The 24,474-nt window shown below is 72.1% G+C and carries 18 protein-coding genes; 3 read left to right on the top strand and 15 right to left on the bottom strand.

The genetic code is table 11. The annotated features are described in order from the left end of the window. Positions 1-2: 2 nt before the first annotated feature. The 11 genes from AB0M79_RS12880 to AB0M79_RS12830 form a co-directional block, all read right to left on the bottom strand. A complete protein-coding gene (locus AB0M79_RS12880; RefSeq protein WP_364211757.1) occupies positions 3-1,349 on the bottom strand; it encodes an ABC transporter permease in 1,347 nt (448 codons plus the stop codon). A gap of 70 nt (positions 1,350-1,419) precedes the next feature. Further along, entirely contained in the window at positions 1,420-2,943 is a 1,524-nt protein-coding gene (locus AB0M79_RS12875) for an ABC transporter ATP-binding protein (protein WP_364211754.1), read from the bottom strand. A gap of 190 nt (positions 2,944-3,133) precedes the next feature. After that, a complete protein-coding gene (locus tag AB0M79_RS12870; RefSeq protein WP_357538934.1) occupies positions 3,134-4,210 on the bottom strand; it encodes a BMP family ABC transporter substrate-binding protein in 1,077 nt (358 codons plus the stop codon). Positions 4,211-4,447: 237 nt separating this feature from the next. After that, a complete protein-coding gene (locus AB0M79_RS12865) occupies positions 4,448-4,789 on the bottom strand; it encodes a hypothetical protein (RefSeq protein ID WP_357538935.1) in 342 nt (113 codons plus the stop codon). 62 nt (positions 4,790-4,851) lie between these two features. Beyond that, on the bottom strand, positions 4,852-5,745 hold the full coding sequence (locus AB0M79_RS12860) for a PfkB family carbohydrate kinase (RefSeq protein WP_364211751.1): 894 nt from the start codon (positions 5,743-5,745) through the stop codon (positions 4,852-4,854). A 10-nt stretch (positions 5,746-5,755) separates the two neighbouring features. Further along, positions 5,756-7,759: a maltotransferase domain-containing protein gene (locus AB0M79_RS12855; protein WP_364211748.1), complete on the bottom strand. Its 2,004-nt coding sequence runs from the start codon at positions 7,757-7,759 to the stop codon at positions 5,756-5,758. Further along, a complete protein-coding gene (locus tag AB0M79_RS12850) occupies positions 7,756-9,369 on the bottom strand; it encodes an alpha-amylase family glycosyl hydrolase (protein ID WP_364211745.1) in 1,614 nt (537 codons plus the stop codon). Before AB0M79_RS12850 ends, AB0M79_RS12855 begins: the two co-directional genes overlap by 4 nt. Continuing rightward, positions 9,366-11,225, bottom strand: coding sequence for a glycoside hydrolase family 13 protein (locus AB0M79_RS12845; protein WP_364211742.1), 1,860 nt, complete (start codon positions 11,223-11,225; stop codon positions 9,366-9,368). Before AB0M79_RS12845 ends, AB0M79_RS12850 begins: the two co-directional genes overlap by 4 nt. Positions 11,226-11,279: 54 nt before the next feature. Continuing rightward, positions 11,280-13,067, bottom strand: a complete 1,788-nt coding sequence (locus tag AB0M79_RS12840; protein ID WP_364211739.1) for a glycoside hydrolase family 13 protein — start codon at positions 13,065-13,067, stop codon at positions 11,280-11,282. 66 nt (positions 13,068-13,133) lie between these two features. Further along, complete coding sequence (locus AB0M79_RS12835) at positions 13,134-15,275, bottom strand: alpha-amylase family glycosyl hydrolase (RefSeq protein ID WP_364211736.1); 2,142 nt, start codon at positions 15,273-15,275, stop codon at positions 13,134-13,136. A 63-nt stretch (positions 15,276-15,338) separates the two neighbouring features. Continuing rightward, the gene (locus tag AB0M79_RS12830) at positions 15,339-15,824 is read right to left on the bottom strand and encodes a MarR family transcriptional regulator (RefSeq protein ID WP_364211733.1); all 486 of its coding nucleotides are present in this window, start codon (positions 15,822-15,824) and stop codon (positions 15,339-15,341) included. Positions 15,825-16,000: 176 nt separating this feature from the next. Between AB0M79_RS12830 and AB0M79_RS12825 the strand changes: the two genes are divergently transcribed. From AB0M79_RS12825 to AB0M79_RS12815, 3 genes are read left to right on the top strand one after another with little or no spacing between them, the layout of a single operon-like run. Further along, complete coding sequence (locus AB0M79_RS12825) at positions 16,001-17,020, top strand: ATP-binding cassette domain-containing protein (RefSeq protein ID WP_364211730.1); 1,020 nt, start codon at positions 16,001-16,003, stop codon at positions 17,018-17,020. Beyond that, positions 17,017-17,805 carry an ABC-2 family transporter protein gene (locus AB0M79_RS12820; RefSeq protein WP_364211727.1) on the top strand — a complete coding sequence of 263 codons (789 nt, stop codon included), beginning with the start codon at positions 17,017-17,019 and terminating at the stop codon, positions 17,803-17,805. The genes AB0M79_RS12825 and AB0M79_RS12820 overlap by 4 nt, the downstream gene beginning before the upstream one ends. A gap of 2 nt (positions 17,806-17,807) precedes the next feature. After that, positions 17,808-18,596 (top strand): ABC-2 family transporter protein, encoded by a 789-nt coding sequence (locus tag AB0M79_RS12815; protein WP_364211724.1) that lies wholly within the window; start codon positions 17,808-17,810, stop codon positions 18,594-18,596. On the opposite strand, the gene malQ is transcribed toward AB0M79_RS12815, so the two are convergent. From malQ to AB0M79_RS12795, 4 genes are read right to left on the bottom strand one after another with little or no spacing between them, the layout of a single operon-like run. After that, entirely contained in the window at positions 18,593-20,632 is a 2,040-nt protein-coding gene (malQ, locus tag AB0M79_RS12810; RefSeq protein ID WP_364211721.1) for a 4-alpha-glucanotransferase, read from the bottom strand. The two genes, AB0M79_RS12815 and malQ, sit on opposite strands and share 4 nt — an antisense overlap. Continuing rightward, entirely contained in the window at positions 20,629-21,453 is an 825-nt protein-coding gene (locus AB0M79_RS12805; protein ID WP_364211718.1) for an HAD family hydrolase, read from the bottom strand. Before AB0M79_RS12805 ends, malQ begins: the two co-directional genes overlap by 4 nt. After that, positions 21,450-23,600 (bottom strand): glycosyltransferase, encoded by a 2,151-nt coding sequence (locus tag AB0M79_RS12800; protein ID WP_364211715.1) that lies wholly within the window; start codon positions 23,598-23,600, stop codon positions 21,450-21,452. Before AB0M79_RS12800 ends, AB0M79_RS12805 begins: the two co-directional genes overlap by 4 nt. Beyond that, positions 23,597-24,472: a sugar nucleotide-binding protein gene (locus AB0M79_RS12795; protein WP_364211712.1), complete on the bottom strand. Its 876-nt coding sequence runs from the start codon at positions 24,470-24,472 to the stop codon at positions 23,597-23,599. The genes AB0M79_RS12800 and AB0M79_RS12795 overlap by 4 nt, the downstream gene beginning before the upstream one ends. Positions 24,473-24,474: the final 2 nt, after the last annotated feature.

Below are 24,474 nucleotides of genomic sequence, written 5' to 3'. Positions count from 1 at the left end.
GCTCACCAGCCCTTCGCCATGCTCGTCTGGAGCCGCGCGGCGCGGGCGGCCCGGAGCTGGAAGATCGCCTTCACCAGGGCCGGCGCGGCGATGAAGATGACGATCAACGCCTGGAGGACGGTCACGAGTTCGAGCGAGATGCCCGCGAAGGACTGCATGGTGTTGCCGCCGGCGCGCAGGGCGCCGAAGAGCAACGCGGCCAGCAGGACTCCCCACGGTTTGACCCGGCCGAGCAGCGCGACCAGGATGCCGTCGAAGCCGATCTGGGCGACGACCAGGGCGGTCAGCGCGTTGGCGGTGGAACCGACGACCATGTTGGCCCCGCCGAGGCCGGCGAGCGCACCGGCGATGACCATGATCATGACGTACGTGGCGGTGACGCTGATGCCGGCGGTCCGGGCGGCGTCCGGGTTGGCGCCGACGGCCCGCAACTCGAAGCCGAACGTCGACCGGTTGAGCAGCCAGGCCACCCCGGCGGTCACGGCGACCGCGACGAGGATGCCGGCGTGCACCCGCAGGTCGTCGCCGAGCAGCCGGGGCAACTGGGCGGACGAATCGACCGGGCGGCTGATCGCGTCGGTGCGGTCCGGGTTCTGGATCCCGCGCTGCACGATGAGCCAGCCGAGGAAGTAGATCGCCACGTAGTTGAGCATGATCGTGTTGATCACCTCGTGGGCGCCGGTGCGCGCCTTGAGGAAGCCGGGGATGAAGCCCCAGATCGCGCCGCCGAGGGCGCCGGCCAGCAGGGCCACGATCAGGTGGACCACCGGCGGCAGCGGCAGCAGGAAGCCGGCGAGCCCGGCAAGGACCACGCCCATGATCGCCTGGCCCTGGGCGCCGATGTTGAACAGGCCGCCACGGAAGGCGAGCGCGACCGACAGGCCGGTGAAGACCAGCGGGGTGGTGTAGGTCAGCGTCTCGGAGATCGGCGCGAAGACCGGCTTCCAGCCGCCGTCGCCACCGATCCACGCGCTGACCGCGCCGGGATCGAAGACCGCGCCCTTGAACAGGCTCGAGTACGCCTCGCTGACCAGGATCCAGCTCTCGGTGAACGCGTCGCTGGGCCGGGCGAAGATGTAGCTGTACGTGGCCAGCACGTCGGGCTCGGAAACGATGATCAGCACTGCGCCGATCAGCAGGGCCAGCACCACGGCGAGCACGGTGACGGTGAAGGTGTTGGCCGCCCACAGGTTGTGCAGGAAGAGCTGGCCGAGGGATTCGCGTCCGCCGTCGGGCTGCTTGCCCTTGGCGTCCGCGGCCGGCTCCACCGCGGCGGTCCGCTCCGTCTTGGCGAGTTCCGACTCGACCGCCGGCTTCTTGTCCGGCGACGGAGGGCTGCTTTCGCTCATGCGTCCCGCCTCGCTACGCTCGGCAGCCGCATGAGTTCAACTGCGCCAATGATTCGCTCGCTGCGCTCGCTCATGCCGATTCCTTATTCACGGGGGCGTCGTCGCCCGCGTCCGGCGTGATGCCGGCCATCAGCAGGCCGATCTCCTCACGGGGGGTGTCCGGGCCGACGATCGCCAGGATCCGGCCGCGATACATCACCGCGATCCGGTCGGCGAGCCCGATGACCTCGTCCAGTTCGCTGGAGACCAGCAGTACGGCGGTGCCGGTGTCCCGCTCGTCGACGATCCGGCGGTGGATGAACTCGATCGAGCCGACATCGACGCCCCGGGTCGGCTGGGCGGCGATGAAGAGCTTGAGCGGGCGGGACAGCTCCCGGGCGACGATCACCTTCTGCTGGTTGCCGCCGGACAGCGTCCCGACGGTCGCCTCGGCCGAGGACGTGCGCACGTCGAACTGCTCGATCCGCTCCTTGGCCGAGGCGGCGATCGCCTCGGGCTTGAGCGCGAGCCCGGCGGCGAACGGCGGCCGGTCGTAGATGTCGAGCACCAGGTTCTCGGCGACGGTGAACTCCTTGACCACGCCGTCGACGCTGCGGTCCTCGGGCACGTAGCCGACCCCGGCGCGCAGCACCTTCTTGGTCGTCCAGCCGTCGGTGCGCTGCCCGTCCAGGCTGATCGTCCCGGCCCGGACCGGGCGCAGGCCCATGATCGCCTCGATCAGTTCGGTCTGGCCGTTGCCCTGCACGCCGGCGATGCCGAGCACCTCGCCGCCGCGTACGGTCAGGTCGACGCCGTCGACGACCCGGGTCTGCCGGTCGTCGTCGACGACCAGCCCCTCGACTTCGAGGACCGCACCGGCCGGCCGCGCCGGGGTCTTCTCGACGGTCAGGGTGACGTTGCGGCCGACCATCAGCGCGGCGAGTTCGTCCCGGCTGGCGTCGGGGGTGGCGGTGCCGACCGTACGCCCGCGCCGGATCACGGTGATCCGGTCGGCGATGGCCTTGACCTCACCGAGCTTGTGGGTGATGAAGACGATCGACTTGCCCGCCTCTTTGAGCGAGCGCATCACGGCGAGCAGTTCCTCGGTCTCCTGCGGGGTGAGCACCGCCGTCGGTTCGTCGAGGATGAGCAGGTCGACCTCACGGGTCAGGGCCTTGACGATCTCGACCCGCTGCTGGATGCCGACCGGCAGGTCCTCGATCACCGCGTCCGGGTCGACCTGGAGGCCGTACCGGGTGGAGACCTCGGTGACCTGGCGACGGGCCCGGCGCTGGTCGAGCAGGCCGAGGAGGCCGCCACGCGTCTGCTCGGCGCCGAGCATGACGTTCTCGGCGACGGTGAAGACCGGCACGAGCATGAAGTGCTGGTGCACCATGCCGATGCCGGCGTTGATCGCGTCCCGGGGGCTGCGGATCTGGATCGGCTTGTCGTCGACCAGGATCTCGCCCTCGTCGGGCTGGAGCAGGCCGTACAGGACGTTCATCAGGGTGGACTTGCCGGCACCGTTCTCGCCAAGGAGGGCGTGGATCTCGCCGGGCTCGATGGTCAGGTCGATGTGGTCGTTGGCGACCAGGTCACCGAAGCGCTTGGTCATGCCGCGCAGTTCGAGTCTCAGCGGAGCCTCCTGACGGACGTGCGACCCGGGATACGGACCGGGCCTCGGACAGGACGCCCCCACGTACGGGCGGCTACGGCCCGCGTGTGGGGGTGTCCTGGTGTTCACGCACCGTGCCGGACCCCTCGGTGATGGTCACCAGTGGGATCCGGCACGGTGTCGCGTGGAACTAGTCGACCTTCGGCTGGGCCGCCGAGGTGACCTTGATGGTGCCGGCGATGATGTCGGCCTTGACCTTGTCGACCTCGGCCTTCAGCTCGGCCGGGACCTTGCTGTCGAACTCGTGGTACGGCGCGATCGAGACGCCGTTGTTCTCCAGCGTGCCGAGGTAGCCCGGGGTGCTGGCGAGGGTTTCGCCGTTGGCGCCCTTGACCACGGCGTCCTTCACCGCGTCCTTGATGTTCTTGACGACGGTGGTGAGGAAGGTGGAGCAGTACTGCTGGGCGCTCTCGCAGCCGTCGACGTCGACCCAGATCACGCTGTAGGCGCCGTTGGCGGCCTGCGCGGCGGCGGCGGTGCCGAGCCCGGCGCCACCGGCGACCGGCATGATCACGTCGGCGCCCTGGGCGACGAGGGTGTCACCGACCTTCTTGCCCTCGTCCTGCTTGACGAAGTCGTTGGTGAACGAGCCGTTCTGGCTCGCCTTGTCCCAGCCGAGCACCTGGACGTTGGCGCCCTTGACCTGGTTGTAGTGCGCGACGCCGTCGGCGAAGCCGTCCATGAAGATGGTCACCGGCGGGATCTTCATGCCGCCGTAGGTGCCGACCTTGCCCGCCTTCGAGTAGCCCGCGGCCAGGTAGCCGGCGACGAACGCCGCCTGGGCGGTGTCGAACTGCATCGGGAAGGCGTTGGTCGCCTCGATCTTGGCGTCGACGATGCCGAACTGCTGGCCGCTGTTGGCCGCCGCGACCTTCTGCGTCGCCTCGCCCATCAGGCCGCCGACCGCCAGGATGAAGTTGCAGTCCTGGTTGACGTACTGGGTCAGGTTGGGCTCGTAGTCGGCCTCGGCGGTGGAGGCGACGTACTTCGGGTCGACGTCCGAGTTCTCGGTCGCCGCCGCCTGGAGACCCGCCCACGCCGAGGCGTTGAAGGAGCGGTCGTCGATGCCACCGACGTCGGTGACCATGCAGGCGGTGTATTTCTCGGCGGCGGTGCCGCCCTCGTTGTCGTTGTCCTCAGGTGCCTCACCGCATGCGGCGGCGCCCAGGGCCAGCCCGCCCACCGCGACGAGCGACACGATCCGCATCCCACGCACAGAGCGCAAGACGGTCTCCTTCCATTGCACACCGCTCACGTCTGCGGTGAATCCACGCACGGGAGCGTACGCGCGCGCCCGCCCAACGGCCGACAATCGTGCACGACTGTTGAGGGCTCGTTACCCTCGCGTAACTCTGTCGTGCGCGAGCCGACCTTCCGCCTTTACCAGAGTCACCCTAACGGCCGACCCAAACGATCGTTTGCCCCTTTTGTCGCATCCCGACGCCTACCGCCAGAAGACCGCCACAGCGGCGTTGACCAGCGTCAAACCAATGATCGCAAGGAAGTGGCCCTTGTTGACCGTCTCCCGCTTCCGGGCGAAGAAGACCATCACGAAGATCATTAACCCGAGCACCAGTTTGATAACAAGCTTCGCCGGATCCGGCTCGGCACCGTCGCGCAGCGGCGCGGACAGCCCGAGCCCGGTCAGCACCTGGATCGCCGCACCCCAGAGCATCGCCTTATTGATCCGGATCTTTCCGGACAGATACTGCACGGCCGCGCCGCCGAGCAGCAGCGCGAACCCGATCAGATGGACATACAGCAGCACGAGACGTAGAGCTTCCACGCCGTTCATCCTCTCCTACCCCGGTCGGCGATCTCGATCCGCCGTCGCCGCCCGGTCCCGGGCTACACCCTGGCCAGCAGCGTGGCCCGGTCGATCGGATCGATCCCGGTGCTGGGTACGGTGCAGGCGTGCGCCCCGGCGACGGCGCCGTAGCGCAGGCAGGTGTCGACCGGCTCGCCGGCCAGGTGGCCGAAGAGGAAGCCGGAGACGAACGCGTCACCGGCACCGTTGGAGTCGACGACCGGCGCCGCCGACCCGGCCGCCGCGAAGGGCCGTACCCCGTCCTCGCCACGCACCAGGGCGTAGCCGCCCTCGGCCCCGGCGGTGGCGACCACGACCCCGGCGCGGCCCCGGTCGATGATCCGGCGCAGGGTGGCGGGGCCGTCGGCCAGCGCGGTCGCGGAGACGAAGACCACGTCGGCGGCGTAGGCGAACGCCTCGTGGTACGGATTCTCGCCGTCCCAGTTGTGCAGGTCGGTCGAGACCAGCGCCGGCGCGCCGGCCAGCAGGGGCAGGGCGTGCTGGCACGGGTGGGTGATCGAGACGTGCACCAGCCGGACGCTGGCCGCGTACGCCGAGACCAGGTCCGCGGGCAGCCGGTCGGCGTCGTCGCCCCGGGGGTCGTACAGCGACAGCCGCCGGCCGGCCGGGTCGACGAGGTTGACCGCCCGCTTGGTGCCGGCCTTCGTGGGCACCGCGTGCAGCGGTACGTCGTACGCCTCGTGCAGCGCCCGGACCAGGTCCCCCTCCCGGTCCTCGCCGAGCACGTCGATGTGCGCGGTCCGCAGGCCGAGGGCCCGCAGCCCCACCGCCACGTTGTCGCCGGTCTGCCCCGCGCGCGGCTCGATCGCGGGCACCATGTAGCTGTCCCGCAGGGGCAGCGGCAGTTCGGGTACGTAGACGATGGTGTCGACGCCGGCGCCACCGAGCACCAGCACGTCGCTGTCGTCGGACAACTGATCTCCTTCAGGCCAGGGTGAGTATGTAGGCGACCCGCTGGGCGGGATCGATCTCGACCTTCTGCGTACGGCCCCAGAGCCACCGGCGCCGGTCGACCTCGTCGAGCAGTTCGTGGTCGGTGCCGTCGGCCGGCACCGGGGTGCGGCGGTCGAGGGCGTACGGGTCCAGGGCGCGGGGGTCGAGGGTCAGCACGCCCCGCTCGACGGCGTACGGGTTGAGCGTGACGACGCAGATCACGGTGTCCCCGGTCGCCGGATCGATCTTCGAGTAGGCGATCAGGGCGTCGTTGTCGACGTCGTGGAACCGCAACGTCCGGAGCTGGTGCAGGGCCGGGTGCGCCCGGCGGATCCGGTTCAACGTGGTCAGCCACGGCTCCAGCGACCGGTTGGCGGCCCGGGCGGCGGCGAAGTCCCGGGCCCGCACCTGGAACTTGTCGGAGTCCAGGTGCTCCTCGCTGCCCGGCCGCCGCGCGGCGTCCTCGAACAGTTCGTAGCCGGTGCAGATCCCCCAGCTCGGCGAGAGGGTGGCGGCCAGCGTGGCCCGGATCGCGAACATCGCCGGCCCGCCCTGTTGCAGGTGTGCGGGCAGCACGTCGTGGGTGGTCGGCCAGAGGTTGGGGCGCAGGTTGGCGTCGAGTGCGACCAGTTCCTCGCCGAACTGGACCAGCTCCTTCTTGCTGGTCCGCCAGGTGAAGTAGGTGTACGTCTGGCTGAATCCGATCCGGGACAGCCCGCGCTGCACGGCGGGCCGGGTGAACGCCTCGGCCAGGAAGAGCACGTCCGGGTACGCCGCCTTGGTGTGCCAGATCAGCCGGGCCCAGAAGTCGACCGGCTTGGTGTGCGGGTTGTCGACCCGGAAGATCCGCACACCGCGGTCGATCCAGTGCCGCAGCACCCGGAAGATCTCGGCGAAGAGCCCTTCGGGGTCGTTGTCGAAGTTCAGCGGATAGATGTCCTGCCACCGGCGCGGCGGGTTCTCGGCACACGCGATCGAGCCGTCCGGCCGGGTGGTGAACCACTCCGGATGCGTGGTGACCCACGGGTGGTCGGGCGCGCAGTGCAGGGCGAGGTCCATCGCCACCTCCAGCCCCAGTTCCCCGGCCCGGGACACGTACGCGTCGAAGTCGGCCAGGGTGCCCAGCCGCGGCGCGATGCTGTCGTGGCCGCCGTCGGCCGACCCGATCGCCCACGGGCAGCCCGGTTCGCCGGGCTGCGCGGTCGGGCTGTTGTTGCGGCCCTTGCGGGCCACCGTGCCGATCGGGTGCACCGGCGTGAGGTAGACGACGTCGAACCCCATTCCGGCGATCCGGGGCAGGTCGGCCAGTGCCGTGCGCAGGGTGCCGTGGACCGGCTCGCCGTCGCTGCCGAGCCCGCCCGTCGACCGGGGGAAGACCTGGTACCAGGCGCTGAACTGGGCGCGGGGCCGGTCGACGTACACCGGACAGTCGGTGCCGGTGGTGAGCAGCTCACGGGTCGGATAGCGGTCGACGACGGCGCGGACCTCGGCACCGAGGGCGGCCGAGATCCGTTCGGCCGGTTCGCGGCCGGTGTCGCGCAGCAGCCCGGCGGCGTCGGCGCAGGTCCCGGCCGCCAGCGGGTCGCGGTCGGCGTGCGCCCGGCCGGCGACCGTGTCCAGCAGCCGGGCGCCGAGTTCGAGGTCGTTGGCGAGCTCGGCGGGCGGCAGGTCGGCCGCCGTCTTCGCCCGTACGGCCCGGCACCAGTCGAGCCACGGGTCGTGCCACGCCTCGACGTGGAAGCCGGCCCGGCCGACCCGGTCCGGCACGACGGTCGCCGTCCAGGTGTCCCGGCCGGCGTCGAGCACGGCCATCGGGACCCGGACCGGGGCGGCGTCGCCGGGGCCGCGCCAGACCGCGGCGACGGACAGCACGCTGTGTCCCTCGCGCCAGACGGTGGCCCGCAGCGGCAGGTACTCCCCCACGACCGCCTTGGCGGGGTGCCGGCCGCCGTCCACGACCGGCGCGACCGCCTCGATCACGATCCGGGCGGTCATCGCGGACCGGTCGGGACGAGCACCCGTACGCCGAAACCGTCGACGTCGACATCGGGCGACGGGCCGACGTATCCGGGGTCGAGCGCGTCGGCCCACCGCCCGCCGGTGTCCAGCGCGACCCGGCGCGGCTCGTCGGCGGTGTTCAGCACCACGACCACCTCCTCGTCGCCGTGCCGGCGGCTGAACACGTAGCCGCCGGGCCCGTCCGGGTCGGACCAGCGGACGGCCTGATCGCCCCGGCGCAGCGCGACGAACCGGCGCCGTACGTCGGCGAGCCGCCGGGTCCAGCGGAACATCGCCGAGGAGGTGTCGAACCGGTCGCCGGCCGAACTCGCCGAGACGAAGCGGCCGGCGGCGAACATGTCCTCGCGGTTGCGCGGCGCCGCCCGGTCGGCCGAGCACTCCCGCTCCAGCCGCCGGGTGGGCTGGCGGAAGCCCTGCTCGGTGCCGTAGTAGAGCATCGGGATACCGATCGAGAACATCAGGAACGCCAGCGCCACCCGCAGCCGGCCGTCGGGTTCGCCGTCACGCAGGAACCGGTAGACGTCGTGGTTGTCGATGAACCGGACCAGCCGAGGCAGGTGCGGACCGAAGGCGTCGGCGGCGGTCGCCAGGCTGTCGGCCAGGTCGCGGGCGGGTGCGGCGCCGTGCAGCGCCCGACTCTGCCGGCGGTACTCGGGATAGTTGTAGGCACTGTCGAACCCGAGCGCGAGGCTGTCGACGATCGGGCCGTCGGCGGTGCTGGAGTATTCGCCGAGGACGAGGAAGTTGTGCTTGCCCATCGTGGCGGCGTACCGCTTGACGTCGGCGGTCAACTCGCGGACGAAGTCCGGGTCGAGGTGGCGGATGGCGTCGAGGCGTACCCCGTCGGCGTCGGTCTCCCGCAGCCACCACCGGGCGACCCGCAGGAGCAGCGCCCTGGTGGCCGGGTTCTCGGTGGCCAGGCGCCGGTAGCCGGGGGGAAAGTCGCCGAGTGCGGCGTGGTCGGGGTCCTTCCAGTCGGCGATCTGGCCGCGCCGGGAGAAGTGCTCGGGTACGGCGAGTTCGACCGGCTTGAAGTCGGTGGTCCAGGCGCCGATCGGGGCCGGGTGGGCGGCGCCCTTCCAGCCGTCGTCGCCGCCCTCGTACTCGAAGATCCGGGCGGCGTGGTTGACGACCAGGTCGAGCACCACCCGGATGCCGTGCCGGTGCGCCGCGCCGACCAGTTCCCGCAGGTCGGCGAGGCTGCCGAGGTAGGGGTCGACGGCGAGCAGGTGCACCGGCGCGTAGCCGTGGTAGCTGTCCGGGGTGGTCCGGGTGACCGGCGACAGCAGCAGGGTGGTGACGCCGAGGTCGCGCAGGTAGTCCAGCCGGCTGGTGATGCCCGCGAGGTTGCCGCCGTGCCGGGAGTCGCCGTCGGCCGGGTCGCCGTACCCGACCGGTCGCGGCCCGGCCTCGAACCGGTCGACCAGGACCGAGTAGAGCACCTCGTCGCGCCAGTCGGCCGGCGACGGGTGGCCGGGTCCGGCGGGCCCGGCCGGGAGGCCGGCGAGCGAGTCGGGGGCCGGCTCGGGCGCCGGCCCGGTGCCGCCGGCCGGCGGCACCGGGGTGGCCCGGTCGTCGACGATCACCCGACGGCCTGACCGGTGCCGGCCGCACCGCGCAGCCGCCACACCCGCAGCGCCGGCCCGTCGCCGGGCAGGGTCACCGTTCCGTCCACAGGGGACACGTCGACCGCGTCGTGGAGACCGGTCAGCGGTGCGTCCAGCGGCAGCTCGATCGCACCGGTGGTCGATCGGACCGCGGCGACCAGCAGCGACTCCGTCGCGGTCTCGCGTACGAACACGATGGCGTCGGCACCGGTGTGCAGCCAGCGCAGGCCGCCGTCCCGCAGTGCCGGCTCGGTCGCCCGCAGCCGGATCAGGTCCTGGTACGACTTGAACAGCACGTCGTCGCGGTCCTCGGGGCGCTGCCACGGCATCGGGGTACGGGCGTGCTCGCCGTTGCGCCCGGTCAGCCCCCACTCGGCGCCGCCGCAGACCATCGGCGTGCCCGGCAGCGTCACCTGCAACCCCAGGCCGACCAGGTGCCGTTCGCGGGAGCCGGTGACGGTGCGGAACCGGGGCACGTCGTAGGAGTCCAGCAGCTGCCACGAGTGGACCAGCGACCGCCAGGAGACCTGGGCGGCGAAGGCCCGCATGGTCCGTACGACGCTCTCGCCGTCACGGCGGGGCACCCCACCGGGTACGCCGATGAAGTCGGGCAGGTCGAGCCCGTCGCCGCGCAGCCAGGTCCACACCGGACGGGTGAAGCCGGCGTGGTTCATCGTGCCCTGCCAGCCGTCGGCGTCGAGGTCGCCGGTGAAGTCGTGGGTGTGCTCGGCGATCAGCATCGCCTCCGGTGCCCAGGCCACGACCTCCCGGCGCAGGCTGGCACCGATCGCGAGGGTGTCCTCCTGGGCGCCGAACCGGCCGGTCATGTTGGCCACGTCGACCCGCCATCCGTCGTAGACGTCGAGCCAGCGGCGCATGACGGCGCCGACCCGCTCGTGGACCAGCGGGCTTCCCCAGTTCAGCTTCGGCAGGCTGGGTACGCCGTACCAGGCCTCGTAGCCGCCGTCGGCGTCGAAGTAGAACATCGACCGTTCCGGCGCGTCGGGGTCGGCCTGCGCGGCCTGGAACCACTCGTGGTCGTCGCCGCAGTGGTTGGTGGTGATGTCGCCGATCAGCCGCATCCCCCGGGCGTGCAGGGCGTCGGCCAGCCGGCGCAGCGCCGGGTCGCCGCCGACGAGCGGGTCGACCCGGTCGAAGCTGGTCGCGTTGTAGCGGTGGTTGGACCGGGCCGGGAAGACCGGCCGCAGGTAGATGGTGTTGGCGCCGAGTGCCTGGATGTGGTCGAGGTGTTCGACGATGCCGTCCAGGTCGCCGCCGAAGAACTGCAACGGCGTCTGCGGTCCCTGGTAGATCACCGCGTCGGTGTCCCAGTCGCAGGGGATCGCCCAGTCGGGCAGGGTCGCCGGGTCGAGCGGGCCGGCGGCCGCGGACCGGGCGAACCGGTCCGGGAACACCTCGTAGACGACGGCATCGGCCATCCAGGCCGGCGGCGGGGCGTACGTGACCAGGCGAAAATCCGTCCGGTCCGGCACGTCGTGGTCGACGACGCCGGCCGCGGTCAGCCAGAGCGGCGCCCCGGTGGCCCGTTCGAGATAGAAGCGGTAGCCGGTGACCGGGTTGTGCGCGGTCACCTCGACCTGCCACCAGGTGTCGTCGGCGCCGTAGCCACCCACCGTCGACCCGGTGCGCTCCGGGTCGACCGCCGCCGGGTGGAAGACCGGCTCACCGTTGACGACGACGCGGACGTGCACCATCGTGACGTCGGCGGCGGCCGGCACCCGTACCCGGACGGTCACGGTCCGGCCGAGGGCGGGCGCCGCGTCCGAGACGTACAGGGACGAGCCGTCGTGGTGCGGCAGGTGCAGCAACTGCATGGGGTTCCTTCGGCTTGTTCGTGGATTCGGCCGGGCCGGGTGGCACCGGACCGGTCAGTCGGCCAGCCGCCACACCTGGAAGGTGGGTCCGTCGCCGGGCAGTGGATCGCCGGGCGCCAGGTCGGGCGCCTGGCCGTAGATGTTGTCGGCGGCACCGATCCCGGGCAGCCGCAGCGGTTCGGGCACCGGTCGCCGGGCGGCCAGGACGAGGAGCCGGTCGTCGGCGGTCTCCCGCAGGTAGGCCAGCCGGTCGGCGCCGACGTGCAGGAGGCGCAGGCCGCCGTGGCGCAGCGCGGAATGCTTGCGGCGCAGTGCCAGCAGGTCGGTGTAGACGGCCAGCAGCCGGTGGTCCCAGCGCTCGCGGTCGTGCCACGGGACCGTACGGCGGCCGTCCTCCGGCCAACTGCCGGAAAGGCCCACCTCGTCGCCGTAGTAGACCATCGGGGTGCCGGGCAGCGTCGCCATCAGCCCGACCCCGACCTCGACCAGGCCGGCCGAACCGCCGGCCAGCGTGCGGAACCGGGGCGTGTCGTGCGAGTCCAGCAGCGACCAGGAGGTGGTCAGGCTGCGCCACGACATCCGGGCGGCGAAGGCCCGCATCGTCGCCACCATCGCCGTCGCCGGCAGGCGCGGCACCCCGACCGGTACGCCGAGGAACGGCAGCGGCTCGGTGGCCAGCCAGGTCCAGACCGGCCGGGTGAAGCCGGCGTAGTTCATGGTCCCGTGCCAGCCGCCGGCGTCGAGGTCGCCGGTGGCGTCGTGGGCGTTCTCGGCGAGCAACAGGGCATCCGGCCGGCTGCGGGTCATCGCTTCGAGGATGCCCCGGGCGACCTCGTGCGTGTTGTCCTCGGCGATCCGCCGGCCGGTGGTGTTGGCGACGTCGATCCGCCAGCCGTCGAGGCCGGCTTCGAGCCAGCGCCGGACGACCGAGTCGGGGCCGTCGAGGAACCGCCGGCGCAGTTCGGCCGAGGTCCAGTTGAGCTTCGGCATCCGCTTGACGCTGACCCAGGTCTCGTAGCCGAATTCGAGGTCGTCGTCGAAGTAGTAGAGGTCGCGGTGCCGGCCGGCGAGCGCGTCGCGGAACCAGTCGTGCCGGTCGCCGGTGTGGTTGGTGGTGAGATCGCCGATCACCCGCATCCCCCTGCGGTGGGCGGCGTCGGCGAGCCGGCGCAGCGCCGCGTCGCCGCCGAGCAGCGGGTCGACCCGGTCGAAGGTCGTCGGGCAGTAGCGGTGGTTGGCCGGGGCCGGGAAGAACGGGGTCAGGCAGATGGTGTCGGCGCCGACGGAGGCGATGTGGTCGAGCCGGTCCGCGATGCCGTCCAGGTCGCCGCCGTAGATCTCGCGGGGGCGGTCCGGCCCGTCTCCGGAGACCGGGTGGTCCCAGTCGCGGGCGACGGCCCAGTCCGGCAGTTGCCGGTCGGCGGCGGCGGCCGAGCGGGCGAACCGGTCCGGGAAGATCAGGTAGACGGCCGCGTCGGCCGCCCAGGCCGGTGGGGCGTGGCCGCAGACGATCCGGAAGTCGGTGTCGTCGCCGACGTCGTGCGCGAACACGCCGGCCGCGGTGAGCCAGCGGTAGCCGCCGGCCCCGTCGAGCAGGAACCGGTAGCGGGACACCGGGTTGCGCAGCGGCAGGCGGGCCCGGAACCAGCGTTCGCCGGTACGGGCGGCGAGCGGGCGGGCGTCGGTGGCGGCGACGAACCGGGGTTCCCGGTCGAAGGTCCAGCGGACCCAGAGCCGTTCGACGCCGGAGTCGGCGGACGTCCGGACGTACACGTCGGTGGTGCCGCCGAGCGTCGGGGCGGGGTCGGGTACGTACAGCGCGGACCCGTCGTGGTGGATCATCGGCGTTTCCTCTGTGCGGTGCGGCCGGTGGCCGCCGCCGTTGCCGGGCGGCGGCCACCGGGTTGATCAGTACTGCCAGTTCGAGGTGGAGCTACCGGTGCCCGAGCACGGGACCGTGTAGCTGTGGTTGGCGCCGTTCTCCCAGGTCACCGCCCCTCCTGAGGTGATCTTCAGGAACTTGAACTGCACCGTCGAGCAGGCCGGCAGGCTGACCACGGTGTTCCAGTTCGGATAGTTCGGGGCCAGCATCGGGCCGATCGCCACGCTCTTGCTGGTCGACCAGTTGCCCAACTCGTGGATGCTGCCGGAGAGGTAGATGTTGTCGCCCCATCCGGTCGGTGAGGCGTTGTTGACGGTGAACTTCACCGGTATCTGCGCTCCCCCGACCACCTGCACCTGGTAGGCGTTGCTGGTGCCGCCCGACGTGGTGACGGTCACCGGCCGCAGGCCGGCGGTCACCCCGGCCGGTACGGTCGCCACGACCCGGTTCGGCGACCAGCTCACCGTCGTCGCGTTGACGCCGTTGACCTTGACGGTGCCGGTGGCGCCGAAGCCGCGCCCCTCGACAGTGATCTTGTTACCCGGCCGGGTCAGGGTCGGGCCGACACTGCCGACGGTCGGCGCGCTCGGCTCGGCCGCCTTGTACGACCACACCCCGACCTGGCCGGCGCCGAGACTGAACGGGGTCACCGGGTTGTTGCCACCGGTGCCGCTGCCGACCGTGATGCCGCCGGCGCCCATCAGGCCGGTGAGCTGGTCGGTGTAGCTGCCGGCCGGCAGTGCGGTGTTCAGCCCGGTGAGCGAGACCGCGCTGCCACCCTTGTTGATCGCGGTCAGCACCACGTCGTTGAAGTAGCGGCGCTCGTAGACGTACACGTCGTTGTTGATCCAGCGGCTCTGGTGCGTGCCGAAGGACAGCGCCGGCTGGTTCTGCCGCAGCGTCGAGAGCTTGTTGATGAGCTGGTACGCCGTGGTGCCGGTGTTGAAGCCCGGCATCATCGGCCGGTTGTACGGGTCGCCGCCGCCGGCGGTGTTGTTGTGCAGGTACTGCTCGGTGCCGTAGTAGACGCACGGCGTACCGCGGACGGTCATCATGAAGGCGAGCGCCTGGTGCAGCCGGTTCTGGTTGTTGTTCAGCGTCAGGAACCGCGACATGTCGTGGTTGTCGACGAAGGTGACCAGGTTCTCCGGGTAGCGGTAGTCGGTCGCCGTCTTGCTGATCGCAGCGTCCAGGTTGTGCATCGAGACGTTGGAGCCGAACGTCTCGCGCATCGAGATGTTGAGGTAGAAGTCCAGCACCGAGATGCCGCTCTCGTTGGCGAAGCGGACGTTGTCGTCGTACAGCGGGTCGGTCTTGCTGCCGAGGTACCACTCACCGAACAGGAACGAGTCCTTGTTGGTCAGGAAGCGGTCGGCCATCGAGCGCTGCCAGCCGGACGTCATGTGCTTGACCGCGTCGACCCGTACGCCGTCGACGCCGCGGTTCATCCAGTAGTCGGCGGAGGTCTTGAGGTAGTTGTCGATCGTCGGGTGCTGCTGGTTGAGGTCGGCGAGGTCGGCCAGGTTCTTGTACTGGCTCTGGTAGCGGTCGTTGTAGTCGGTGATGCCGCCGTTGTGGTGGAAGTAGCCGTTGGTGTCGCCGGTCAGGCCACCCATCAGCGTGCCGTTGTCGTAGAGCCGGCCGTTCTCGGCGAAGCCCGGGTTGGACTCGTCCGCCGGCGAGGTGTGGTTCGGCGCCCAGTCCATGATCACCTTGATGCCCCGGGAGTGGGCGGCGGCGATCAGCGAGTCGAACTCGGCCAGGGTGCCGAAGTGCTCCTCGGTCTTCTTGAAGTCGCGGGTCCAGTAGCCGTGGTAGCCGGCGTTGGGCACCCCGCCGTACGTGGCGGCCACGTCGATGTTGTCGACGTGCGGCGAGATCCAGATCGAGGTGACGCCCAGCCCCTGGAGGTAGTCGAGCTTCTGCTGGATGCCGGCGAAGTCACCGCCCCAGTAGAGCTTCCAGTTGGACTTGCCCGCGTCGTAGAGGCCGGGGCTCTTGGCGGGGTTGTTGTTGCTCGCGTTGCCGTCGAAGAAGCGGTCGGTCGCGATCTGGTAGCAGAGGTCGGCCTTGAGGCTCGCCCGGTTGCTCACCGGGGCGTCGGCGCGGGCGACGCCGGCCGGGCCGACCGTGGCGACGGCCAGGCCGGCGATGAGTAGCGTGGCCACGCGCCATGATCGTCTTGACAAGGGGGGCTCCTTACTACAACTACGGGTGCTCGCCGAGCGGGATCACCGCTCGCTGTCGCACTGCTTGATCAGTTGGTCGGCGAGGTCTCCGGCCAACTCGTACAGCCGATGGGTGTCGTCGTCGGACAGGTGCGCGAAGCGTTGCCGGTTGGTCTCGGCGAAGACCGCGTGGGCGGCGGTGAGCCGCTCGCGGCCGAGCGGGGTCAGGGACACCGCGACCAGCCGCTGGTCGGTCGGGTCGGATCCGGTCCGGACCAGGCCGGCCTCGACGAGCCGCCGGACGAGTCGGGTGATGTTGCCGCGGGTGCAGAGCAGGAGATCGGCGAGCTGGCTGACCGACCGGCCGCCGCCGGTCGGGGCACCGGGGACGGCGTCGGGCGCGTCGTCTTCGAGCAGGCGCAGCAGGTTGTAGTGGGTCGGGGTGAGACCCACCGTCGCCAACGCCCGCCGGTCGCCGTCGTCCAGCAGTACGTAGATCCGCTGGAGCCGCTGGTAGAGCTCGGCGAGTCGGGCGTCCGCGCTGGACAACACGTCCTCCAGATCGAAGATTTTCGATTTGATTACTAGTCAACAAACGGATTGCTGCGAAAGTTACGCCCCCGAAACGTCCCGGGTCAACAGATTGCAGAAAGTTGGCGCAAGAACCTGCAAGACCTGCCGGGAAGTGGATTGCCGCTTGCAGCTCCGGCTGACAGGATGCCGGCATGGCGCTCGTGGAGGCTCATCACCTGACGAAGACCTTCCGCCGGCCAGACAAGGCACCCGGCCTGCGCGGCTCGCTGACGCACCTCGTCCGCCGCCGATTCACCACGGTCCGGGCCGTCGACCGGGTCGACCTGTCGATCGAGGCCGGCGAGGCCGTCGCGTACGTGGGCCCGAACGGGGCCGGCAAGTCCACCACGATCAAGCTGCTCACCGGCATCGTCGAGCCGTCGTCCGGACGGGTACGGGTCGCCGGCCGCGATCCGCACCGCGAGCGGACCGCCAACGCACGACAGATCGGCGTCCTCTTCGGACAGCGCACGCAACTCTGGTGGGACCTGCCGGTCCGCGAGTCCCTGGCCCTGCTGCGCGACATGTACGACGTACCGGCGGCGACGTACCGCGAACGGCTGGCCCGGTTCGACGCGGTCCTCGCCCTCGACGAGATCATGCCGGTGGTCGCCCGGCGGCTCTCCCTGGGCCAGCGGATGCGTGCCGACCTGGCCTGCGCCCTGATCCACGGCCCCCGGGTCGTCTACCTCGACGAACCCACCATCGGGCTGGACATCGCGGTCAAGGACCGGGTCCGGCAGTTCCTGCGGGAACTGCGGGCCGACGGCACCACCCTGATGCTGACCACCCACGACCTCGGCGACATCGAGGACACCTGCGACCGAATAGTGATCATCGACCACGGGCGGGTCATCTACGACGGCACCCTGGAACAGGTCAAGGACACCTACGCCCGGCAGCGCAACGTCCACCTCCAGCTCGCCGGCGACGTCGCCCTGCCCGACCTGGCCGCCCGGTTCCCGGCCGCGGCCGTACACGCGGGCCCGAACCCCGGCGAGTTCACCGTGGCGTTCGACAAGGCGGCCCTGACCGTCGGGCAGATCCTCGCCGGGGTGATCCCGCTGGCCGAGGTCGTCGAGGTACGCATCGACGAGCCGGCGATCGAGGACGTGATCCGCAAGGTGTACGCCGGTGAGCTGATCCTCTCGCCCGCCCCGACCCCGTCGTGAGCGTCAAGGCGTACGCCCGCCTGGCGGGAACGACGGTCCGGGCCACCTTCGCCCACCGGATCAGCATCGGGCTCGGCACGATCGGCGTCATCTTCCAACTGGTCGCGATGGTGGCGCTGTGGACCGCGCTGCTCGCCGACGGCACGCGGATCGGCGGCTACTCGCTGCCGGAGATGAAGGGCTACCTGCTCGTCGGCTTCGCCACCGGGATCGTCGGCCGCGGGCTCGGCGAACACGTGATGGCCGAACGCATCCGCAGCGGCGCGGTCGCCCTCGACCTGGTCAAGCCGCTGGATTACCAGAAGATGCGGTTCGCCGAGGTGCTCGGCGGCCTCGTCATCGAACTCGCGGTGATCGTCGTCGTCGGCGCGGCCTTCGTCGCGCTGGCCGGACCGGTGCAGGCCCCGGTCCGCCCCGACCTGCTCCTGCTCAGCCTCGTCGCGGTCGTACCGATCAAGTTCCTGATCATCTACCTGAGCACGATGCTCTGCTTCTGGACCCAGAACTACCACGGGCTCGCCTGGACCCGCACCGCCCTGACCCAACTGCTCTCCGGTGCCCTGGTGCCGCTCGCCCTGCTGCCCGGCTGGCTGCAGACGACCGCGGCGGTGCTGCCGTTCGCCGCCATCACCTCCACCCCGGCGCTGATCTACACCGGCAAGGCGACCGGGACCGGGGCGCTGCTCCTGATCGGCTACCAGTTCCTGTGGGCGGCCGGCCTGTGGTTCCTGGCCCGGCTCGCCTGGCGGACCGCCGTACGCCAGCTCACCGTCCACGGAGGTTGACCATGCGCCTCGTCCGCGTCTACCGGCGCAGCCTCGGCGCCCACCTGCGCGCCGTACTGGAATACCAGTCGGACTTCTGGCTGCTGGTCACCGCCGGGATCGTCACCCAGTCGCTCGGCTTCATCTTCCTGTCCGCGGTGTTCGCCCGCGTACCCACCCTCAACGGCTGGCGGTTCGAGGAGACCGTGCTGATCTACGCCCTGGCCGGGCTGGCCCAGGCGGCGGTGCCGCTGTTCGCCGACGGCGCCTGGCTGCTCGGCTCGCTGGTGCACACCGGCGAACTCGACTACCGGCTGGTCCGGCCGTACCCACCGGTGTTGCAGGTGACCAGCCACCAGATCGGGTTCAGCGGGGCCGGCGACGCGGTCGGTGCCGGCGTGCTGCTGGTCTGGGCGCTGAGCCGGGTCGAGGTGCACTGGACGCCGGTGAAGGTGCTCCTCGGGCTGCTGATCCTGCTCGGGGCGGTCGTCATCCGCATCGCCATCACCGTGGCGACGAACGCCATCGCGTTCTGGATACCGTCGCCGAACCCGATGTTCGCCTCCGCCGTCTTCCAGATCGGCGAACTGGCCCGCTATCCGCTGACCATCTACGGCTTCGGGCTGCGGGTCGTGCTGACCGGCCTGCTGCCGTTCGCCTTCACCGGGTTCCTGCCGGCCGCCTGGCTGCTCGACGAGGGCGGGGCGGCCTGGCTCGGCCTGGCCACCCCGGTCGTCGCGGTGCTCTGCGCCCTGGCCGCGTACGCCGTCTTCCAGCGCGGCCTACGCCGCTACGAAAGCGCCGGCCACTAGCGCTCCTCGGGCGGCGAGTCGTCCAGGTGCGAGTAGAGGTGGGCGACCGCCGTCGGGCCGGGTGCCTCGGTCAACCGCTCCAGCGACACCGGCCGGCCGTCCGGATCGGCCACCGGCAGCCGCCAGTTGGGGAACTCGTCGACCGTGCCGGGCAGGTTCTGCGGGCGCCGGTCGCCGACCAGGTCCGGCAGCCACACCCCGAGCAGCCGGGCCGGGGTGTGGGCCAGGAACCGGTGCAGGGCAAGGGTGTCCGCGTCCAGCCCCGGCACCCCGTCGGCAGCCGACCGGAGCCCACCGCGATCCAGTTCGGCGAGCCAGCCGTCCCGTTCGGCGGCCTCCTCGGCGGCGACCTCGGCCCGGTCGCGGGTCAGCAGGCCGAGCCGGTCGTGCAGGTCGACGTGGTCGCCGGCCAGCCAGGCGGCGGTGCTGGGCAGGTCGTGGGTGGTCAGCGTGGCCAGGCAGTCGGCCCGCCAGTCGGCGGCCGGCAGCGGCCCGCCACGCTCCTCGGACCCGCCCCGGTATTCGAAGCGCAGCACCGACGTGCCGAGGATGCGCCGGTCGGTCAACTCGTCGCGGACCCGCCGCTCGACCGTGCCGAGGTCCTCGCCGATCACCATCGCGCCGGCCCGGTGCGCTTCGAGCGCCAGTACGCCGAGCAGCGCCTCGTGGTCGTAGTGCACGTACGCCCCGGCGCGGGCCCCGGCCCCCTCGGGAATCCACCACAGCCGGAACAGCCCCATGATGTGGTCCAGCCGCAGCGCGCCGCAGTGCCGTAGTACGCCCCGCACCACCTCGGCGAACGGCTCGTACCCGGCCTCGGCGAGGGTGTCCGGCCGCCACGGCGGCAGCCCCCAGTCCTGGCCGCCGGCGTTGAAGTTGTCCGGCGGGCAGCCGATCGTGATGCCGCCGGCCAGGAAGCGTTGCAGCCGCCAGGCGTCGGCGCCCTCCGGGTCGACGCCGACGGCGAGGTCGTGGACCAGGCCGATCGCCATGCCGGCGCCGGTCGCGGCGGCCTGGGCGGCGGCCATCTGCTCGTCGACGAGCCAGTTGAGCCAGCGGTGGAAGTCGACCCGGTCGGCCAGGTCGCGGCGGACCCGGGCGACCGCCGGGCCGTCGGGCGTACGCAACCCGGCCGGCCAGGACCTCCACCGGCTGCCGTGCGCCTCGGCGAGCGCACACCAGGTGGCGTAGTCGGTGAGGCCGGCTCCCTGGCCGGCGACGTACGCGTCGTACGCCGCCTGCCGGGCCGCCGTACGCGGCACCCGGTGCAGCAGTTCCAGCGCCTCGCGTTTGAGCGCCCACACCGCCGCCCGGTCGATCAGCTCGTCGCGGTGCAGCACCGCTTCGGTGAGTGCCCGGCCCTGGACGGCGAGGGCGTCGACCTGCCCGCGCAGTGCCACGTACTCGGGGATCGCCTCGATCCGCAGGTTCATCGGGTCCGGAAACCGGCGGGTGCCCGGCCGGTACGGCGACGGGTCGGGCAGCGGTCCGGGCACGTACGCGTGCAACGGGTTGAGCAGGACGAACGACGCGCCGAGCCGGCCCGACCAGGTGGCCAGTCCGCTCAGGTCGCCCAGGTCGCCCATCCCCCACGAGCCCGCGGAGAGCACCGAGTAGATCTGGGCCAGCAGGCCCCACCGGCGGCGGTCCGGGGTGGCCAGCACGTCGGGCGCGACGATCAGCGGCGCGGTCACGCTCCGGCCGGCGACCTCGACGTGCAGGGTGTGGTAGCCGAGCGGCAGGAGTCCGAGGTCGCCGGCCGGGTCGGTTACGTCGTGCCAGTCGCCGGTCTCGGTACGGACCCCGTATGCGGCCGCCGGCCACGCCGATTCGGCCCGCCGCCCCTGCCGGACGACGACGCAGGACGGCAGCGGCCGGTCCCGGCCGGTGTCCGGGGCCGGTCCGGCCGGGTCGACGCCGAGGGCGGCGAGCACCCGGCGCAGGTTCTCCGGGGCGACCGCGATCCGCTCGCCGCGGTCGGTGGCGTACTCGGGGGCGACGCCGTGCCGCCGGGCCAGTTCGGCCAGTGCCGTCATGTCTGCTCATTCCTCGCGGGCGCGGACCCGGTGGCGAGCAGGCGTTCGAGCACCACCGCCACCCCGTCCTCGTCGTTGGTCAGGGTGGTTTCGTCGGCCCGTTGCCGCAGGCTGCGGTGGCCGTTGGCCATGGCGACGCCGTACCCGGCCCAGTCGAGCATCGGGATGTCGTTGGGCATGTCGCCGAACGCGATGGTGTCGGCGGCGGTCAGGCCCCACCGCCGCGCGGCGTACACCAGTCCGGTCGCCTTGCTGATCCCGGCCGGGAGCAGCTCGACCAGCCGCGCGCCGGCGTGGGCGACGGTCAGCGCCGGGCCGCAGATCCGTTGGGCGACCGCGACGAGCGCCTCGTCGTCGTGGCCCGGGTGGCGGATCAGGATCTTCTCCACCGGCCCGGCCCACAGGTCGGCTTCGGTGACCAGCCGCCAGTCGGCGCCGGGCCGCCGGTCGAAGTCGGCGGTGGCCAGGAAACCCTCGGCGGCGACGGCGGCCAGTGCCAGCGTCCCGGTCTCCCGGCTGATCGCCTGGACCAGGGCCCGCGCCACCTCCCGGTCCAGGGTGCGGGTGAGCAGCAGCCGGTCGGCGTCGAAGTCGTAGACCTGGGCGCCCTGCCCGCAGATCGCGAGCCCCCGGTAGTCGAGCTGGGTGAGCAGCCGCCGGGTGCCGTACACCGGCCGGCCGGTGACGACCACGTGCCGGGCGCCGCCGGCGCGTACCGCGGCCAGGGTCCGCAGGGTCCGGGCCGAGAACGTCCGGTCGCTGCGCAGCAGGGTGCCGTCGAGGTCGGTGGCGACGATCCGGTACGGCAGTTCGGCGGTCACGGCGCCACCGGCGGTACGTCCCACGTGCTGCGGCCGGAGGCGAGCCGCAGCAGGAACACCGGTACGCCCGGGGTGTCCGCGACGGGCAGCACGATGCGGAAGGCCGGGCCGTCGGGTTCGAGCGGGCGCGGCCGACCGTCCGGGGTGACCAGGTCGACGCCCGCCGCCCCGGCGGTCCCGTAGCGCAGCTCGTTGCCGTCGGGGTGCGGCAGCACCCGGCAGCGCGATCGCAGTGCGCCGGCCCGGGCGGTGTCGCCGAGCAGTTCGGCCAGTTCGAGGCAGCGGTCGAGGTCGCCCCGGTGTTCGGCCGCCGCGTGGAGCCGGCGCAGGGTGTCGGCGTCGACCGGCCCGCACCGCCGTACGGTTTCCAGGTCGGCGAACCCGATCGCGGCGGCCCGGATCGCCGCCCGGTGGGTCTGCCACCGCCGCCCGTCGATCCGGTCGAACCAGCCGTAGCCGGTCAGGTGCTGGACCGGCGCCGGCAGGGGGTCGCCGGCCAGCAGCCGGGCGAACCGGTCCAGCCGCCGGTCGGCGGCGCCGGCGTAGGTGAACGTACGTGCCAGCGCGGCGGCGTCGGCCGACAGCCGGTGGTAGCCGGCCGGGTCGGTCCGCCACAGCCGGGCGGCCTCGTGGATGCGTACGGTCAGCGCGGCGGTCAGCCGGGGGTCGTCGGGGGTGAACGAGCGCGGCAGGTCGAAGCCGGGTGCGCGCCGGTAGTGCCGGGTCGACTCCTGGGCGGTCGCGATGGGCACCGCGCCGCACGCCATCGCCTGCCCCTGGGCGATCAGGAACGTGTCGAGTTCGTACTTGGACGGGAAGAGGCAGTAGTCGGCGGCGACCGCCTCGCCGAAGAACGTCTCCTCGTCGGCCATCGACCAGAAGAGCCGGACCCGGTCGGGGAAGCGGTCGGCGACCCGCTGGAAGTACGGCTCGCCGACGGGTGCGTCGCCGCCGGCCGCGGTCGCCATCCGGAGCAGGAAGTTGACCTCGGGGTCGGTGTCGAGCACGGCCTCGACCGCCCGGACCAGCTCCCACTGTCCTTTGTGGTGCACCGAGTAGCGGGCGACGTGGTAGAAGGTCGGCCGGGCCGGGTCGAGTCCCAGCCCGCCGAGCACCCGGGTCCGGTCGACGGTCCCGGGATCACGGTCGAGCCACGGCCGGGGCACCCCGCAGCCGCCGACGAACTGCTTCGCCGCGTTGTCCCGTACGACGCGGGCGACCGCGGTCCGGCGGAACGCCGCCTCGTACGGGGTGTCCCGGAACGTGGAGTAGAAGTCGCGCTGGCCCGGGGTCAGGAAGTCGATCCCGTCGCAGTGGTCGGCGATCAGGGCGAAGAGGCTCACGTGGTCGGCGCCCCGGCCCGCCGAGAGCCGGGTGTGCGGCAGGTGCCCCGCCCACGCCGCCGCCAGCGCCGCCGCACGGACCGATTCCGGGTCGTCGGGTACGGCGACCGGGGCCGGCGGGTCGAGGTAGCGGTCGAGGTCCACCCTGGTGCCGAACATCGCCAGCAGCCGGGCCAGCTGCGGCCGGTAGACGCCGAGGTCGATCGGCATGTTGCTGGCGATCGTGGACACCACCCGGAAGCGCGGGTCGGCGGCGAGCACCGCCGGCAGCAGGTAGTGGTAGTACGGCTCGTACGCCTGCACCAGCACCGGCTCCCCGCCGGTGCCCTCCCCATCGGTGCCGTGGCCGGCGGCCTCGCCGCCGTCGCCGAACCGGCGCAGCAGGAACCGCAGCGCGGCGACCTGGAAGACCAGTGGCTTGAAGAAGGCCGGATCGGTGCCCTCGCTCGTCGCGGCCGGATAGATCCGTTCCGGGAGCAGGTCGAGCTGGTCGTTGCCGAGCAGGTAGACGTCGACGCCCTCGTGCCGGAGCAGGTGGGCCCGGGTGGCCACGGTGCGGTCCCCCGGCGGGTCCGGCCACACCGCCGGGTCGGGCACCAGCGGCACCGGATGCTCGTCGTGGTGGTCCAACTCGGTCACGTCGTAGCGGGCGGCGAGATGGTCGAGCCGGCCGTGGGTCGGGGTGACGACCGAGACCCGGTGTCCCCGGTCGACGAACTCCCGGGCCAGTTGCCAGACCAGCGGCGCCAGCCCGCCGCGCATCATCCGTACGTCGAAGCCGAGCGCCTCGAACGCGACCTTCACGACGTGCACGGCACCCCCCGGGCGTCGAGCAGGTCGCGGATGCCCTCGTCGACACCGCGTACCCGCAGCCCGTGCACTTCGAGGAAGCCGGCCAGGCGGGTGCTGGTCAGGCAGGTGTTGACCGGCCGCGAGGCATACCGGGTGCGGGCCAGCGGCACCCGGACCACCAGCCCGGCCGGTACGCCGAGACCGGCCGCGATCCGGTCCGCCCAGTCGGCCCGGTTGATCCGGTCCGGCCCGCCCAGGTGCAGCAGGTCCGGCGTGCCGCCGGCGAGGGCGGCGACGGTGACCGCCGCGACGTCGTCGACCGGCACCGGCGTCGTCCACTGCCCGTCCGGCACCTCGACCGGCTCGCCGGCCCGCAACGCGTACGCGCACTTGGCGAAGAAGTTGAGCCACTTGCCGGTGCCGGCCGGCTCCCAGCCGTAGACGAGACTGGCCCGCAACACGGTGCCGGCCCCGCCGAGCGCCCGCTCGGCCCGCAGCTTGGCCCGGCCGTACGCGTTGGCCGGGGCGACCGGGGTGGCCTCGTCGTTGCCGGGTGCGTGGCCGTCGAAGACGTTGTCGGTCGAGATCAGCACCAGCCGGCGGCCGGCGGTGGTGGCGGCCAGGTTGGCGGCGGCGGTCTCGTGCAGCCGGGCCGCCCGGTCGGGTTCCGCCTCGCACCAGGTGACGTCGGACGGCCCGTGTACGGCGACGACGCCGTCCGGGGCGACCCGGTCGACCACCTCGGCGCAGGCCACCGGGTCGGTGACGTCCAGGCGTATCCACCGGGGATCCGGGTGCCCGGTGGATCGGGCGGGCGGCCGCCGGGAGGCGAGCACGGCGCTCCCGCCGAGTTCGGCGACCCGCCGCGAGACGGCTCGCCCCACGA

Source organism: Polymorphospora sp. NPDC051019 (assembly GCF_040683055.1).
Classification (GTDB): Bacteria; Actinomycetota; Actinomycetes; order Mycobacteriales; family Micromonosporaceae; genus Polymorphospora; species Polymorphospora lycopeni.
Note: the sequence above shows the minus strand (reverse complement) of the source record. Positions and strands in the feature narration are given on the sequence as shown.

Bases quoted from the DNA above. Each gene is read 5' to 3' on its own strand.
- AB0M79_RS12855 (WP_364211748.1), bottom strand. From the start codon at position 7,759: ATGACCGCCCGGATCGTGATCGAGGCGGTCGCGCCGGTCGTGGACGGC.
- AB0M79_RS12825 (WP_364211730.1), top strand. From the start codon at position 16,001: ATGGCGCTCGTGGAGGCTCATCACCTGACGAAGACCTTCCGCCGGCCA.
- AB0M79_RS12840 (WP_364211739.1), bottom strand. From the start codon at position 13,067: ATGATCCACCACGACGGGTCCGCGCTGTACGTACCCGACCCCGCCCCG.
- AB0M79_RS12870 (WP_357538934.1), bottom strand. From the start codon at position 4,210: ATGCGGATCGTGTCGCTCGTCGCGGTGGGCGGGCTGGCCCTGGGCGCC.
- AB0M79_RS12845 (WP_364211742.1), bottom strand. From the start codon at position 11,225: ATGCAGTTGCTGCACCTGCCGCACCACGACGGCTCGTCCCTGTACGTC.
- AB0M79_RS12815 (WP_364211724.1), top strand. From the start codon at position 17,808: ATGCGCCTCGTCCGCGTCTACCGGCGCAGCCTCGGCGCCCACCTGCGC.
- AB0M79_RS12875 (WP_364211754.1), bottom strand. From the start codon at position 2,943: ATGACCAAGCGCTTCGGTGACCTGGTCGCCAACGACCACATCGACCTG.
- malQ (WP_364211721.1), bottom strand. From the start codon at position 20,632: ATGACGGCACTGGCCGAACTGGCCCGGCGGCACGGCGTCGCCCCCGAG.
- AB0M79_RS12880 (WP_364211757.1), bottom strand. From the start codon at position 1,349: ATGAGCGAAAGCAGCCCTCCGTCGCCGGACAAGAAGCCGGCGGTCGAG.